This window comes from Sporosarcina sp. OR05 (assembly GCF_041414805.1).
GTDB classification, from domain to species: domain Bacteria; phylum Bacillota; class Bacilli; order Bacillales_A; family Planococcaceae; genus Sporosarcina; species Sporosarcina saromensis.
Map to the genome: position 1 here is coordinate 1 of NZ_JANKJL010000006.1, position 15,409 is coordinate 15,409.

19 protein-coding genes are annotated in these 15,409 nt (G+C 44.7%); 2 read left to right on the forward strand and 17 right to left on the reverse strand.

The window, feature by feature from the left end; all coding sequences use genetic code 11:
• Positions 1 to 252: 252 nt before the first annotated feature.
• The 6 genes from NRI27_RS10550 to NRI27_RS10575 are packed head-to-tail and all read right to left on the reverse strand — an operon-like array spanning position 253 to position 4,708.
• Positions 253 to 1,233 carry an ABC transporter permease gene (locus NRI27_RS10550; RefSeq protein ID WP_371390656.1) on the reverse strand — a complete coding sequence of 327 codons (981 nt, stop codon included), beginning with the start codon at positions 1,231 to 1,233 and terminating at the stop codon, positions 253 to 255.
• A complete protein-coding gene (locus NRI27_RS10555) occupies positions 1,211 to 2,128 on the reverse strand; it encodes an ABC transporter ATP-binding protein (protein ID WP_371390657.1) in 918 nt (305 codons plus the stop codon). The genes NRI27_RS10550 and NRI27_RS10555 overlap by 23 nt, the downstream gene beginning before the upstream one ends.
• A 31-nt stretch (positions 2,129 to 2,159) precedes the next feature.
• Positions 2,160 to 2,864 (reverse strand): ABC transporter ATP-binding protein, encoded by a 705-nt coding sequence (locus tag NRI27_RS10560; RefSeq protein WP_371390659.1) that lies wholly within the window; start codon positions 2,862 to 2,864, stop codon positions 2,160 to 2,162.
• A complete protein-coding gene (locus NRI27_RS10565; RefSeq protein WP_317943439.1) occupies positions 2,861 to 3,226 on the reverse strand; it encodes a GntR family transcriptional regulator in 366 nt (121 codons plus the stop codon). Before NRI27_RS10565 ends, NRI27_RS10560 begins: the two co-directional genes overlap by 4 nt.
• Position 3,227: 1 nt before the next feature.
• Positions 3,228 to 3,920: a hypothetical protein gene (locus NRI27_RS10570; RefSeq protein WP_371390660.1), complete on the reverse strand. Its 693-nt coding sequence runs from the start codon at positions 3,918 to 3,920 to the stop codon at positions 3,228 to 3,230.
• A gap of 2 nt (positions 3,921 to 3,922) precedes the next feature.
• A complete protein-coding gene (locus NRI27_RS10575) occupies positions 3,923 to 4,708 on the reverse strand; it encodes a hypothetical protein (protein WP_371390661.1) in 786 nt (261 codons plus the stop codon).
• A 440-nt stretch (positions 4,709 to 5,148) separates the two neighbouring features.
• Between NRI27_RS10575 and NRI27_RS10580 the strand changes: the two genes are divergently transcribed.
• Complete coding sequence (locus NRI27_RS10580) at positions 5,149 to 5,517, forward strand: VOC family protein (RefSeq protein WP_371390662.1); 369 nt, start codon at positions 5,149 to 5,151, stop codon at positions 5,515 to 5,517.
• Positions 5,518 to 5,532: 15 nt separating this feature from the next.
• On the opposite strand, the gene NRI27_RS10585 is transcribed toward NRI27_RS10580, so the two are convergent.
• Positions 5,533 to 6,483: a hypothetical protein gene (locus tag NRI27_RS10585; protein ID WP_371390663.1), complete on the reverse strand. Its 951-nt coding sequence runs from the start codon at positions 6,481 to 6,483 to the stop codon at positions 5,533 to 5,535.
• Between the two features lie 115 nt (positions 6,484 to 6,598).
• Between NRI27_RS10585 and NRI27_RS10590 the strand changes: the two genes are divergently transcribed.
• On the forward strand, positions 6,599 to 7,048 hold the full coding sequence (locus NRI27_RS10590) for an SMI1/KNR4 family protein (RefSeq protein WP_371390664.1): 450 nt from the start codon (positions 6,599 to 6,601) through the stop codon (positions 7,046 to 7,048).
• Between the two features lie 322 nt (positions 7,049 to 7,370).
• Here the strand turns inward: NRI27_RS10590 and NRI27_RS10595 are convergent, their stop codons facing one another.
• From NRI27_RS10595 to NRI27_RS10640, 10 genes are all read right to left on the reverse strand, one after another.
• Positions 7,371 to 7,844, reverse strand: coding sequence for an acyl-CoA thioesterase (locus tag NRI27_RS10595; protein ID WP_371390665.1), 474 nt, complete (start codon positions 7,842 to 7,844; stop codon positions 7,371 to 7,373).
• Positions 7,845 to 7,977: 133 nt separating this feature from the next.
• Complete coding sequence (locus tag NRI27_RS10600) at positions 7,978 to 8,676, reverse strand: ABC transporter ATP-binding protein (protein WP_371390666.1); 699 nt, start codon at positions 8,674 to 8,676, stop codon at positions 7,978 to 7,980.
• Positions 8,677 to 8,694: 18 nt separating this feature from the next.
• Positions 8,695 to 9,441 carry an ATP-binding cassette domain-containing protein gene (locus NRI27_RS10605; RefSeq protein ID WP_371390667.1) on the reverse strand — a complete coding sequence of 249 codons (747 nt, stop codon included), beginning with the start codon at positions 9,439 to 9,441 and terminating at the stop codon, positions 8,695 to 8,697.
• Positions 9,434 to 10,246 carry an ABC transporter permease gene (locus NRI27_RS10610; protein ID WP_371390668.1) on the reverse strand — a complete coding sequence of 271 codons (813 nt, stop codon included), beginning with the start codon at positions 10,244 to 10,246 and terminating at the stop codon, positions 9,434 to 9,436. The genes NRI27_RS10605 and NRI27_RS10610 overlap by 8 nt, the downstream gene beginning before the upstream one ends.
• Positions 10,243 to 11,214 carry an ABC transporter permease gene (locus tag NRI27_RS10615; RefSeq protein WP_371390669.1) on the reverse strand — a complete coding sequence of 324 codons (972 nt, stop codon included), beginning with the start codon at positions 11,212 to 11,214 and terminating at the stop codon, positions 10,243 to 10,245. Before NRI27_RS10615 ends, NRI27_RS10610 begins: the two co-directional genes overlap by 4 nt.
• The gene (locus NRI27_RS10620; protein ID WP_371390670.1) at positions 11,204 to 12,775 is read right to left on the reverse strand and encodes an ABC transporter substrate-binding protein; all 1,572 of its coding nucleotides are present in this window, start codon (positions 12,773 to 12,775) and stop codon (positions 11,204 to 11,206) included. The genes NRI27_RS10615 and NRI27_RS10620 overlap by 11 nt, the downstream gene beginning before the upstream one ends.
• A gap of 17 nt (positions 12,776 to 12,792) precedes the next feature.
• A complete protein-coding gene (locus tag NRI27_RS10625) occupies positions 12,793 to 13,602 on the reverse strand; it encodes an urease accessory protein UreD (protein WP_371390671.1) in 810 nt (269 codons plus the stop codon).
• Positions 13,592 to 14,218 carry an urease accessory protein UreG gene (ureG, locus tag NRI27_RS10630; RefSeq protein WP_317943418.1) on the reverse strand — a complete coding sequence of 209 codons (627 nt, stop codon included), beginning with the start codon at positions 14,216 to 14,218 and terminating at the stop codon, positions 13,592 to 13,594. Before ureG ends, NRI27_RS10625 begins: the two co-directional genes overlap by 11 nt.
• A 17-nt stretch (positions 14,219 to 14,235) precedes the next feature.
• Positions 14,236 to 14,976 carry an urease accessory protein UreF gene (locus NRI27_RS10635; protein WP_371390672.1) on the reverse strand — a complete coding sequence of 247 codons (741 nt, stop codon included), beginning with the start codon at positions 14,974 to 14,976 and terminating at the stop codon, positions 14,236 to 14,238.
• The gene (locus NRI27_RS10640; RefSeq protein ID WP_371390673.1) at positions 14,918 to 15,364 is read right to left on the reverse strand and encodes an urease accessory protein UreE; all 447 of its coding nucleotides are present in this window, start codon (positions 15,362 to 15,364) and stop codon (positions 14,918 to 14,920) included. The genes NRI27_RS10635 and NRI27_RS10640 overlap by 59 nt, the downstream gene beginning before the upstream one ends.
• Positions 15,365 to 15,409 lie beyond the last annotated feature (45 nt).

Genomic DNA, 15,409 nt, shown 5'->3' on the forward strand with positions numbered 1-15,409 from the left:
AGAGGATGGGACAAAACTCTACATAGACCGTTCCTCTGCGCTCCACTCATGAATATGAAAAGAGAAATAGTAAAAACAGAAAAAAATGCATGACGGCGAAATTTGCCTTCATGCATTTTTTTTATGTTTTGTCCCAGCCTCTTGATGAAAAACGCAATTCGCTTCAACGTACTTGCATGCTGACAATCTTAGTCCAACAAGGCGTTCAACTTACATGCGAAAATTCACTAACTGACTTAATCTGTAAATCCATTAAGCCGTGACATCTCGTTTCACAAAAGTCGAATAGCTGATCACTAAAAAGACGATCATATAAACAGCAAGGACTGCGAGTGAGAACGGCATCGTCACATCTTCGATGAGTTTCACACCCGTTTCAAACTGTGTCAAATCCATATGCGTAAATAGTAAGTACTTTGCAATTTCATATCTTGCAAGCAATGCCGTGACCATCGCTCCTGAGAAATAGATAAACAAAGACAAACCGATCGCAAGCGAGCTGGAGCGGAAAACAGAACCGATTGTGAATGCAAACGTTGCAATAACGAAAACGGATCCGAAAGATAAGAGCAACATGTAGAGACTCTTCGCCCAAACGGACACTTCTACGACTTCTTTACCATTCCAGCTCAGTTCCTGTCCCGTTCCTGATTTGAATAAAATCATTGCCAACAAGATGTAGAAGATGTAGCCTATCACCATCAAAAACATGCCGAATAAGTTCACTGTAAGAAATTTAGAGGTAAGGATTTTCCATCGTTTCACAGGGCGTGTTAACAACATTTTAATGGTCCCTTGCGAAAACTCGGACGCCACGATGCCTGCAGCAACGATGACAGTCAATAATAGAACGGTGCCGCCTATCCCTGAAGGATCCATGAGCATTCCTTCTTTGCTAAAAGAATCGACGGGTTCGATGTCATTGTCCAAGCGGTACTCCAATACTTTTGCGTCTGCTTCCAACTCTTTTCGTTCAGCCTTAGACAAAGTGTCATCCGCCAATTGCATTTCCAAGTAGGCTAATTCATCATTCATCGGCCCTTTCCAGCTTGGTGCATTAGTTACTTCAGCAGAAGGATTATTCTCTACTTCTGTAAACGTACTTTGCTGGGTGTCAATGAACTTCATTACCCCCATCATCGCCCCAGTTAAAAGAAGCATAATACCGATCATGACCCATGTACCTTTTTTATTCCATAATTTCATCCACTCATTTTGCATAAGTTTCAGCAATTTGGCCACCTCCTGTCATTTCTAGGAATTCATCTTCCAATGTTTTTCGGTGAGGCTGCACGGCAAACACTTGCAAGCCTCGGGCAATGAAACGCTCCATAAGTACCGGTATTTGGCTTTGTTCCGCGTTGACAAGTAAGCCATCCTTGAAGCCTTCCACCGCAAATCCTTCCTGTTCAAGCAACTGTTTTGCCTGGTCAATCGGTGTTGCTTCCATATAGTAAAACGATTCTTTCGTCTCGGACATGTCACGAATATCAATCAGTTTACCATTCTGAATGACTGCTATCCGATCACACATCAGCTCAATTTCTGAAAGCATGTGACTTGATACAAAAACAGCGACCCCTTCAGTTTCAGCAATCTTTCGCAAGTATTGACGGAATTCACGAATGCCTGCAGGATCCAAACCATTTGTTGGTTCATCCAAAATCAAGAATTTCGGTCGGTGTAGTAATGCTTGCGCAAGTCCTAGCCGTTGGCGCATTCCAAGGGAGTACGTACTTACTTTTTCATGAATTCGGTTTTGCATGCCGACTTGCTTTACCACTTCGTTAATCCGTTCTTTTGTTACACCTTTATGCATACGCGCGAAATGGACCAAGTTTTTATACCCCGACATGAACTTATACATTTCAGGATTTTCAACGATAACGCCAACTTGTGAAAGGCCCCCTTCAAAATTATCACGAAGCGAGACACCATCTATGACGACATCCCCTGTACTTTTCTTCATGAGTCCGACCATCATCCGAATCGTCGTTGTCTTCCCGGCACCATTTGGTCCAAGAAAACCGGTAATTGTTCCAGGGTAAATGGCTAAATTCAAATCATCAATAATCTTCTTCTTCCCTATCGTTTTCGATAGATTCTTCAGTTCTACAACGGGTTTCATTCTCCCAACTCCTTTGTTATTTCCAATAGTCCTATTGCACTTGCGGCTGCTTAAACAGTGACACCATCCAACTTGTTGCATCAATTCCGTAGAAATCGCGTATTTCATCAACCGCTTCATGCGCAATGATTCGCCCACCTTGCATGACGATAATGTCATCAAGCAGTGGCTCGACTTCACGGATTTCATGTGTCGACAGAATTACGGTTTGATTTTCGGGATCTGTAAAACGTATGAGCCCTTTGGCAATATCCTCCCTCACCATCGGATCCAATCCCGAAAAGGGTTCATCGAGTAAATAGATATCTGCTTCCCTTGCAAGTGTAACAGCGATTTTCACTCGTCCTCGATTCCCTTTAGAAAGATTTCTCATTTTGGCATCCAGCGTAACGTTCAAAAAGCTCATTAATTCCTTTGCTTTAATCAAATCAAAATCCTCGAACTGCGAATCATAGAAGTCCATTAGTTGCCGAACCGTAAAATACGGAAAGAACAAATCTGCATCGGACATATACGCTAAGCGGGAAGCAATTTTTCTTGTAATCGGTTCACCTTCAAAAAAAGCAGTTCCAGCATGGATGGACGATAAACCAGCAATCGCTTTTAGCAATGTCGATTTTCCGCTTCCATTCTCACCAACCAGTCCAATGACTTTTCCTCTAGGAATGGAGAGTGTAACATTGTCCAATGCCCGTTTAGCTCCATACTTTTTGACAACATTCTGTAGTGTAATCATGCTTCATCCCCTCTTTCTTGCAAGCACTTTACAATTTCGTCTGTCGTAAAACCGAATGACGCAACATTTTGAAGGAACGTCGTTACAAGCTGCTCCTTCATTTCATTGCGAAGCGCTAAGATTTTCTCTTCATTCTCCGTCACGAACGACCCTTGCCCCCTTCTCGTTTCGGTGATTTCCATTTGCTCCAACTCCTTATAAACGCGTTGCATCGTATTTGCATTGACGCCCGCTTCCACCGCGTATTCCCGGACGGATGGCAACTTTTGTCCTGTCGACAACGTACCTCGCAGTATATCCCCCATAATCCGATCGATGAGCTGTTGATAAATTGGTTTGTCTGGTAAAAAATCTATGCTCATCTTAGAACCTCACTTTCTTCTCGAGCAACCATGTGCCCCCACTAAAGAACAGAATGGAAAATAGAGCGATAATGGTAAATCCAGTAATGGTCACTATATAATCTTGAAGGAATACGCCGGTTAGCACACCCCATACAAATGCCATGAACAGGATGGGAATCATCACGATGAATCCTGCAAACTTGCCAAACAATCCTTGTAAATAAACAAAGAGACTCCAAGTAAAAAGAACTGCCACCGTGTTGAATACAACATTAATATCTGCTATCACAATGGCTTTTGTAGCAAAAAGAATGGCTGCCTCCAAAGAAACTGACTCAGTCGCACCGAGGAAATAGGCGATGCCAATCATAAGACTCACACAAATCATCGAAACTGTAGCTGTCAATAGAGCCATGATCACTTTCACGCCAATCATTTTCCACATCGGCGCGGGTGAATGCAACCATACGTCTGGCCGTTTCCTTTCAGTTTCCAAACTACTCAACAACAGCAATGGTCCTGAAAATAAATGAATCGTTAGCAGCATCTTGTACAGACGATCCGGATCGATATGCTGGAAGTCAAATCGTCCTCCTAAAACAGGTGTCACACTAAAGAAGCAGATAAGTAATGCAGTAAGAAGAAATACAGCCATTTGTAAACGCATCAGTACCCATTCTTTTTTCATCAAACCACGCCATCTCCAAGTCATCGTCACACCCTCACTTTCTTCTCAAACAATGTGACGGCAACGACGAACAACAATACGGTCAACAGCAAGTCGAACAACGTATTCCCGATGGATAACGTCAAATCCATATAAATATACGAGTTTTCATTGATCTCCAACTTCGAGTTTTTCAGTTCAAGCAAGTCAAAATTACCGTTGTGAATGAATCGCTCATAAAAAGCAGTGCTCTTTATTTCCCCAAATAAACGTACAGCAAGCACGACTAGGATGCCTGTCGCAACAATGGAAAACCCCTTTAAATACGGTTTCAGCAAACGATCGATTACAATAAAAAACACCGCTGTTGCTAAAAGCATTAAAGAAGTAGCGAAAAAAAGCACAATAAACCAACTTCCAAAAAACGCTAACTCATCAAATGTAACGTCTAGATTGTCCGTTATTGCAAAACGGATTGCCAAAACGAGCGCAGGTACAACTAATGCAATCGCTCCAATACATGCGGCTACCACACATTTCACGCCAATTAAAACGTATGCACTCGCTGTCGAATGCAACCAAATATCCGGCTGTTTCATGTCGCGGTTAAACATCGTGGCAAACGTAATTGCAGGAATAATTGCGCCTGTCAAAATGACCATGAAACCGAAAACCATCGTCATCTCAAATACAAATTTCGGATCATCCTTTGTCAGCGGTCCCATTATTGACGGTATCGCAAACAGGCCAATTACCGTAATGCCGATTGCAATGACAATCTGCCACTTCCACAACATCCACTCTTTCGCCATCAACCCATTCCACTGTTTCATTGTTATATCCCCTTCTGTATTGGTGTATTAGTTACATAGTACACTAATGTATGCTGTTAAGTAAAGGGAATTGAATGATTTATGTAAAATGAATGAAAAGTCCTTGTCAGGGAGTTGCTTTCTAATGTCGCAGTCTTTCTCAGAGAGATTCACCTCGGAATACTATCGATCACTTTGTGAGGTCTATCGTTCACTTTCGAGTTTCTATCAATCACTTCAGCAGTTCTATCGATCACTTCCAAGATTCTATCAATCACTTTCACAATTCTAATGATCAGTTTGTATCTAAATACCTACGTACTTCCAACACAAACTCACTTCTCGCATTACAAATTTATAACCTCATAAGCAATTGTGATCTCTTTCGTTTCAATTCCAGTCATAGTCTAATTCGCGAAACTACTCTACACTTAAGCTATCAACACAAAGGAGCGATGAACATGACACATTTCCTAACAGGCATCGATCATATTCAAATTGCAGCACCGCCAAACGCCGAAGAACAAGCACGGCAATTTTACGGCAAGCTGCTCGGCATGAAAGAAATTCCAAAGCCTGAAAATCTTGCAGCACGTGGCGGCTGCTGGTTCCAGTGCGGCACACAAGAAGTCCATATCGGCATCCAAGCAGACTTCTCACCCGCCAAAAAAGCACATCCCGGTTTTACTGTGAATGCACTTCCTGCACTAAAGTCCCGTCTTGAACAAGCAGGTTACACGATCTCTGAAGAGCCACCGATCGCCGGGCGTACGCGTTTCTTCACACACGACCCTTTCGGCAACCGCATAGAATTCCTGGCATTTAACTAACAACAAAGCAGGCGATTAAGACACAATAATCGTCTGCTCCTGCTCATCCAAACGCTTTATTTCTTCAATCGCCTCATCACGTTTACGTTTCAAACGATCTTGCACCCGGCGTACATCACGGAGCACAACATTCAATTTGCTTTTTGCATCGGTAATTCGCGAATGCACCATCCAGTCCGAAAAGATGTTATCAAAGAAGATGTCCGTGAATGTGAAAAAGTCATTATGATTCACTTGAAATGACTCCGATGCGACATTTTGAACGTCCATTAATTCCGTCTCGTAATGGCGTAATGCCCGTTGCGCGCGGTGCACGAGATCGTCTGAACTATTCATTTCTGAATACTTTAATGCGGATACGACAAGACCGCCCCCTAAAAAGGTATCCCACATCGACAACCCTTCTGCATTTCCAAGCTTATCGAGCGCTGCATCAAGTGCGCGCACAGCTTTATTCCCCGCTTCGATCGCTTCGTCAATTTCACGCATCAATGAACGAATTCGAATTCGATCGTCCGCTATTTTTTGTAATGTAGCGGTTGCGACAGAGTCGTTCTGCCGAATCCACGATTCCTTCTCACGTAAAAAATCTTCCCAATCTTCATCGACATATTGAAAATCCGCGTTCTTCGCTTGCTCTTTAAGTCGACTCAACTCGGCTTGCAAATCGGTCACTGTCTTTGCAGCTTCGTTGTACTTCAGTTCTGCTTCCGCCACTTCATTGATTTCCCGCTCCATCTGCTCGTCCCATTTGCCCGTCCATTCCTTTATTTTATTGGCAAACGAGAACTTGCCTAACTTTATGACATCCTGTTGCTCCTTCGTCAACTGACGGTGCAAGGAATCCCTCAATCTCTCGGCTTCCTTGTATTGCGCTTCCGTCCCTTCAAGTCGACGACGGATCCGATTACGCTCATTGCGTCGCAACGTCAATTCCATTTGTCTTTCATGTATATCCGTCCGCATTCATGCCACCCCTTTTTCCAGTTCACTTACTATTCATACGGACAATGGTGTAAAATGGTTTCAAACTGTCAAATCATTCTGTTGTATTTCAATGTTAAAAGGGGGTTGCATCACAATGATTCATCTTTTTACGCACGAGGACAAACGTATGCCTGCTACCGAACAAGACATTCTTCAAGTAGAGGAAAAACTTAACCTAAAACTTCCAGAGGACTTCAAACAGCTGTTGCGGATTGCAAATGGAGGCGTGGTGCAGGCTGAAAAACGAGGGTTTCCTGTAGACTTCCCAATTGAAAGTGGAGATCCTTACATTGATGTGGAAGAAATTATGGGAGCAAATGAAGAGGGACTGCTTATGAGTGATTACTTCATACAAGAATGGGGACTTCCTGAACAACTCGTTCTCTTTGCCGGTAGCGGCCACGCATGGGTCGGTTTCAATTACGAAAATCCAGAAACCCCAAATGTTGTTTACGTGGAACCAGACGATGGGAATGGACATAATTTTCATGTCATCGCTCACACCTTCACTGAATTCGTTGAAAAATTAACGCCTATACAGTAAAAGATGAATGGTCAAAACCCATTCAGCGCGACATACGACTTAAAACACAAAAAATTCCCACGAGAGGATGCATCACGTAAAACGCATCCTCTCGTGGGAATTATTACTTTCCCTGCACTATTCGTATCGTAACCTTTGTAGCATATGCAGAACGCGGCATAATCGATCGGAACGCAGCATATCCTGCCAAAACGCCGCATAAACACTCAGAACTCAGCATATCCCGTCATATCGCCGCATTACCGCCCAGAACTCAGCATATCTCGCCAAAACGCGGCAGTACCGCTCAGAATTCAGCATATCCCACCAGATCGCCGCATAATCAGTGCTTCATTTCCCTGCGCAGCTTTCGGTGTTCTCTACGAGCAGGAGCTGTTTCAATTAGGCGTTTCTCAACTTCCGTTTCTCCATAGACACCTGCAATTTCAACAGGTTTGTTGTCTTCATCCATTGCGACGAACGTTAAAAACGATTCAGTTGTGAGTTTTTTTGCGCCTGTTTCTAAATCCGTCGAGTGCACGGATACGAAAATTTCCATTGAAGTTCTACCTGTCGAACTGACGACGGCTTCGAGTTCAAGCACGTCGCCTACTGTCGCAGAAGAGACAAAATCGACTGAGTCAATTGATGCTGTTACGACGGCAGTTTGTGCGTGCTTCATTGCGGTGATGGCCGCTATTTCATCAATGTACGCAAGTACTTTTCCTCCAAATATTGTTTGCATATGATTCGTATCAGGTGGCAAAACGAGTTTTGTACTAATGGTCCGTGAGTGGCTCATCGGGCGTTGTTTCATTACGTTCATCTTCCTTTCCATTACATCCAGCTGCTTGGGTACCGTTGCTTTTATTGATAGCCGCTTGCTTCGCATTACAACTCCATGCCAGACAGTCGCTATTCCCTCAACAAGTATACCGCACCATCCAGTCTCACTCAAACAATCGGCGAGCATACGGATGCGAAAAGTTCCATACGCCGTCCTGCTTCACGCTTTCTTCGACGATGCGACCGCCTTCCATGACATACACACGGTCGCATAACGATTGGACGACTTTCAAGTCATGGGAAATGAAGAGCATTGCCATGCCCATTTCTTCATTTAACTTCCTCAACAGTTCCACAATCTCTTTTTGAATTAATCGATCTAAGCTTGAGACGATTTCGTCGCAAATTAACAGCTTCGGTTGCATGAGGAGGGAACGGAGCAAATTGACGCGTTGTCTTTCTCCGCCACTCAGTTCAGATGGCAATCGCGTCAAATGCTTTTCATTCAGACCGACTTTCTCAAGCATCTCCCGTATATAGGCATCACGATCGCCTTTCATCAATCGAAGAGGTTCTCGCAAACTAGCTTGTACGGTCCAAGTAGGATTTAACGCGGCTGAAGCATTTTGGAAAACAATTTGAATCGTATTGTAAAGCGCACCTTTTTCAGCAACTGTAATCGTTCCTGCATCCATCATTTCTAGTCGCATGAGTAATCGTGCCAACGTACTTTTCCCACTACCGCTTTCACCGACAAGTCCAACGAGCTCGCCTTCATTAACCCTTAAATGAATAGCATCCAGTACACACTTTCTGCGCGCGCCACGTCCATAGCTTTTAGAAAGTCCTTCAACTTGAAGCATATGCGAATTCCTCCCTTCCTAGAAACGGCTGTCAATTAGCCTCTTCGTGTAGGCATGCACAGGATTCGTGAACAGTGATTTCACAGAACCTTGCTCAACAACACGGCCATGTTGCATAACGACGATTGCATCCGCTACGTCTGCCACGCTATCCAGATCATGAGTAATTAACAATACGGTCGTTCCGTTTTCATTCAACGTGCGGAGCCACCCTAAAAACTCCTTTTGCACGATTGCGTCCAGCGCGGATGTTGGCTCGTCAGCAATGAGAAGCTCAGGCTGCACGTACATTGCACAGGCGATCATGCATCGTTGCAACATGCCACCTGACAATTCAAACGGATAGTGTTGTAGAATCACTGATGACAAACGCAACCCTTCTAGAATTCTCGTCATTTTCCGTTCAAATGTTTGCCAATCGTCTCCGATTCGACCGGCTGAAAATGCAAACAGCTGCCGCCCCATCTTTATATGCTCATTAAAACTGTTCGACGCATCTTGTAAAACCGTAAAAATCGACTCTCTACGTAGTTTCATCATGTCTTCATCGGTTATCGCCAATAAATTCGTACCTTTATACACAATGTCCCCTTCAACTTGAGCATTCTTCGGCAACAAGCGCAAAATACTAGCAACCGTCAAACTCTTCCCACTGCCACTCTCTCCAATTAAAGCCGTAATTTTTTCTTCCTCAACCTTGAAAGAACTGTCATGCACGACACCCACACCATCTAATGCAATCGATAATCGTTTCAGCTCAAGCACGAATTCCCCTCCTTTTCGGTTCCTTCAACGCTTCGCCGATGTAGTTGATGGATAACACCGTTAAAAAAATGAGCAATCCCGGGAACAAACCGACCCACCATGCACCTATTAATAAATCATTCTGCGCATTGGAAAGCATCGTTCCCCAAGACGGCACCGCAGGCGGTATTCCGATCCCAAGAAAACTGAGCGACACTTCAATGAATACTGCACCGGCAAAGTTGAAAATCGTCACGACAAATAATGGCGTCAGGCTGTTTCGCAGCAAATGCCCCGTGAAGATTTTCCAACTAGGTGTGCCAAACATCTTGGCCATCTTTACATACTCAGCATCTTTCAGCCTCATAAACTCCGTCCGAACGATACGTGCAGTCGCAAACCATCCCGTCACACCGATGATGAGTGTCATTCCCCACATTCCACCTTGGATGATCGCTTGAAATGCAAGCACCATAATGAGCGAGGGAATTGCGATGAATGCTTCCAACAAGCGCATCATGATTGCATCCAACCAGCCTCCAACATACCCGCTAACTCCTCCGTAAATGACTCCAATGAGGAAGGAGAGGAACACCGATAGCGCAGCGACGGTCAATGTCACCTTTCCACCGTGCAATAGACGAGTCAAGACATCTCTTCCTAAATGATCCGTTCCGAGTACATGCGCTCCGCCAGGCGATGCATACACTTCATCTAAATTCATTTCATTAACTGCATAGGGTGCCAAAACGTTTGAAAAGATGGTACAGAAAAGGACGAGACTGAGTAGCAAACACGATACAATAACCGTCTTTTTTCTTTTCATGTCCCCAACTCCCCTTTACGCAGCTTCGGATTAAGGACGAACGTTACTACGTCAATAACGACTAAACTGCAAACGACAATGACACCGGTTAGCATAATGCCTCCCATTAAAACGGGATAGTCCTTCACCATGACCGATTTGGCCATCATTTGACCGAGACCTGCCCACGAAAATAACGACTCCACGATGACAGAACCGCCAAAAAAGGAAGGAATGGTCATCGCGAGGTAATTCAAATACGGAATGAGTGCATTGCGAATCATCCCTCTTTGCAACTCCCGTTCGTCTACACCATTCGCTCTTGCCGCCATGACATAGTAACTTTCTGCCTCCACCTTCACACTATCTTGAAGGAAGCGAGCATAAATGCCGACATGTGTCAGCACGACAACAGCGACTGGCATGATGAGGTGTTGCAATTTATCAATCAACCCACCGTTTCCTCCAATACTTTGCATGCCGGAAGATGGCAGCATGCCAAGTTGGACTGAAAACAAATATACGAACAGAATGCCGAGCCAAAATGCAGGAATGGAAGATGAAGCAATACTGAACGTCGTCAAGCTTCGATCTAACAACGAACCTGGGTGCATACCCGCCTTCAAACCAAGCCAAATGGAACAACCCACAATGCACACGAGTGATGTGCCAATGAGCAACAGTGTATTCGGCAGCCGTTCCCAGAGAATTTCTGCGACTGGCCGACCTTCCTTGGCAGACATCCCTAAATTGCCTTGCACCGTTTCTTTCAACCACGCACCATACTGCACCATTAACGGTCGATCGAGTGCAAACACCTGATTGATGCGTTCTTTTTCGGCAGCGCTTAGCATTTGTGCATTCCCACCATAATAAGCGGTCGCGGAGCTTCCCGGTCCTGCATGCATCATGAAAAAAGAGAGGAAGCTCAAGATGAAGAGGACGAGTATCCCCAACATCATGCGCTTCCCAACCCATTTAACGGTCATTCCAATTCCACTCCTCGACGTTCCATAAAAAGCCGGAACCGTGATGACCAAGTATCCGTTCTTTCACGCCTTCTACCTGTTTATTCATACCATACACTGCATCAGCATAAGCAATAAACGCAAAAGCAGGATCGTTTGCCAATGCTTCTTGGAACGCCTTGTAACTCGCTTCCCTCTCCTCCACATCGGTAGCTAATCGACCTTTTTCAAGCCATTCATCAACGACTGGATTCGCATAACTACCATAATTGTAGCCTGAACTTGTCAATGGTGATTCACTTGAATGGAACAGACTGTACGTATGGTGATCTGCATCATATGGACTTCCCCAACCAATCATGAACGCTTCCGTCTCTTCAATTGTAATGGCAGACCAGTCAAGTGCCGCCACTTCAACTTGTGCACCAATCGCCTTGAAGTCTTCTGCAATGTAATTCGCCATATTTACCCGCACGGCGTCAGATGCAGGGGCTGTAATGGTGAATGCAAGCGTAATGCCCTCTTTTTGCCGCACGCCATCGTCGCCTTTTTTCCAGCCTGCTTCGTCGAGCAAAGCCTCGGCTTTTGCGATGTCGTAGCTGTATTTTTCAATACTTTCATTATGAAATGCGTGTTTTTGAAGAGGTGAGTACGCCTCTTCACCGTATCCTTTTAAAATGCCTTTTACGATTTGTGAACGGTCAATTGCATAACTAAATGCTTGTCGTACCCGTTGATCTTGCCAAAGTGGCTCGTTCATATTAAATAACATACCCCGATAATCCGCAGTTTCGACATCGTAAATGTTCAAGTGCTCTTTCTTTTCCATTTCAGCCACTTGATTTGGGTCGAGTAAAGCGATATCGACTTCTCCTGATGCCAATTGAAGTGCGCGGACGTTACTATCTGGAATAAATTTAAAAATGACTTTCTCTATCGATGGAGTCGTTCCGTAAAAGTCCGGATACGCTGTTAACGTCAAGCTTGCGCCGCGATTCCACTGCTCGAACTGATACGGTCCCGCGCCTATTGGATGACTAGTAAAGGAAGCCGTTCGCATGTCCTGTCCTTCAAAAGCATGTTTCGGTAAGATCGGGACAGTCAACTTGTCCAAAATCGGTGTGAAAGGCTGTTTGAGTGTCATTTCCACTTCGTACGCACCGATTTCCTTTAGAGAATCCACTTCCGTGAAGTCGGATTTTAAAAAGGATGTATTTTGATCGTCTAAGATGCTTTCGATTGTGAAGATGACGTCTTCTGCGGTCAGCGGTTCACCGTCGTGGAAGGTGATGCCTTCACGTAATTTGAACGTGTAGGTACGCTTATCTTCCGACATCGTGTAGGATTCAGCGATGTCTTTTACTGCTTCATTATTTTCATTGAAGCGGAATAGTCCGCGAAATAAAAGTGCGTCCACATTCGTTTCTTCAAGGACTGGATTTAGACCATCAAATTCAGATTCCGAAGCATAGATAAGCTGATTCTTTTTTACGCCAGCCGCGTTGTCATTCTGTTTCCCACAACCGACAAGGGCAATAGCGATTAGGATGGTGATGATGATGCCAATAGTTTGTTTCTTCATTCGATCCTCCACAAGTTCTACATACGTGCTGCAAGGTCAGAAAAGACGCGTTTCATTTCTTGTTGCAGCTTCCATTGGTCGACGCCGAGGAAGCGGCAATGGACCGCGTTTCCTGTTAGTCGTGTAATGCCTGCCCGTAAACCTTCTCCGACTTGCATTGCTTCTTGAATCGCACGTAAGTCAAGCTCCTTTGCCGTGTCAGACACGAGCCAAATGGAGCCGATATACAACGCGTCTTCCAACATACCCAGTTGTCCATAATGCATCGTCTCTGGGGTGAAGTGAATGGCGTCAAATGCGACAAGTTCTTTTTCATGATAGATCTTCATCGATGATTGCATAGAAGTGAAGTCAAATACTTCCCCTCTCTTTTCTCTGCCTGGTGCTAATATTTCTCCCCAAAGCAGTTTGGAACCTTTGTCTACGTGAATGTTCGTCTCCATTTGAAACTTTGAATCAGCAAATGGAATGATCACTTCAGGCATCCATTCGAGCCGTGCATTTTCTCCAACTTGTACGCGTATAGACTGAATGCACGTTTCTCCTGTATGTGAGCGGTAAATCTTTAACGCCGATTGTTGGATAATTCTCACTGAACTGTCCGGTTTCAATTCGATGGAGATGTCATTCCGATCGGCAGCTACCATTCCGCCAGACGACTCCATAATGTAGACGGTCGCCATCGGATTGTGCCCCTCATACAATTCGCGGCTCGCTTTTAGAGGCGGTTGTTGAAATACGTGGGGCATGCGGGTGAATCCTCTTCTCGGTTCAAACACCATCTCCAGCTTACCGTGGTGATTGATGCGTGAAACTTTACTTACCACTTGTCGCCTCTGCGTTTTCAAGCAACATATGATGTTTAATCCAATTGACGATCTGATCGACGTTTTTCTTTGAACGCACATCCGCAAATACGTAAGGACGACCATTCCGCATGTTCTTCACATCACTGTCCATCACGTCCAAGTCAACACCGACGTGAGGAGCTAGGCTTGTTTTATTAATTAATAATAGATCAGAACGGGTTAAAGCTGGACCGCCTTTACGCGGGATATCTTGTCCTTCCGCCACATCGATGACGTAAATGTAACCATCGACTAACTCCGGGCTGAAGGTTGCTGATAAATTATCGCCGCCACTTTCAACAAAAATAATATCCAAGTCTGGAAAACGCTCTTTTAGTTCGTCGATGGCCGCAAAGTTCATGGACGCATCTTCACGGATAGCCGTATGTGGACATCCGCCTGTTTCTACACCGATAATCCGGTTTTCCTCTAACACGCCGTTGCGCATAAGAAATTGCGCATCTTCACGTGTGTAAATGTCGTTTGTAATGACTGCAACGTTGTAATCTGTATGCATTGCGCGGGTCAACTGATCGACTAGTGATGTTTTCCCTGATCCGACCGGACCCCCGATGCCAATTCGTACTGGTTTCATTCAAAAATCCCTCGCTATCATGATATAAATAATCTCGAAAATAAATATTCGTGCTTCATCGATGCTAACTCGATGCCAAGCGCATTGTTGCATAGATCTGTTTCTGTTAACGTAGAAACAGTTGTTGCTGCTTTGACTACTTCTTCTGCTAGTGCATGCATGGCCTGCACGCCTGTATTTTGACCGAAAGGAACAGCCCGTACAGCATTTTGAATCAGTCCGTTGACGGAGGCGAATAAATAGGAAAGCACTGCATGATGGGCATCTATTGCATTCACTGCACAGTAGATACCATAGAGAATTGCATAATGCCCTTTTATGCCATTCGACTGGATTCGCTCCTTCCATTCATCAAAAAATGGATCATCGACGAGTGGCGCAATTGTTCGGATGAACTGCCTCCCCATATTGACACTTGCATCACGCGACTCCTTTGCGAGCTTGACGGCTCCACAAAGTTGTTCCAAATGAAGAAGACGCTCCGTTTCCCGATTCAGTGCTGCAAAATGGGCTTCTTGAATAAGTAGTGCATCTCCATACACAAGATTTTGGTACAAATATGTTGAGCAATAGGTGATCAATTGTTCTTTTGTCCGAATCAAATCTTCCTGGATGTACGTCTCCATACCGAATGATTGCGTATAGGAACCGATTGGAAATGCGGAGTCATGGATTTGCAGAAGTCGAAGCAGTTGTAAATCAGTGGGCGTGCCCACGGTATTTGAATGGCTGTGTAAATCGACGCTCGGTTGTCTCATAGTCCACACCTACTTCATCTAATAATGGCGCTAACGTGTGATCTGCACGGACAACAATTTCCTTTTCACCAATGAGCGCAGGTGTATGACGGTTGCCAAGTTCAAATGCAGTCTTGCCCATTTGCACCATATCTTTTGGACGGATCACAATGACCGGCTCCATCTTCGTGCGAATCGCAATACAACGCTCTTCATCTTCATAGAGGACGTCACCGTATTGCAACGGCTCTTCTTGGTCGATGCGTAATGCGATGTCCGTTCCTGCAGTTGTCTCCGTACGCAAAATCCGCTTGCTCAATTCTTCCCACTCGAGTTCTACCCACTCAAGTTGCTTGCCCGCAATTTCTTCCGTGCGGCCGATATTCCCAATTATTTTTTCGATTAACATGTTGTTCGCCTCTTTTCATGGAGCTGGTACTGAACGCATTTCAGT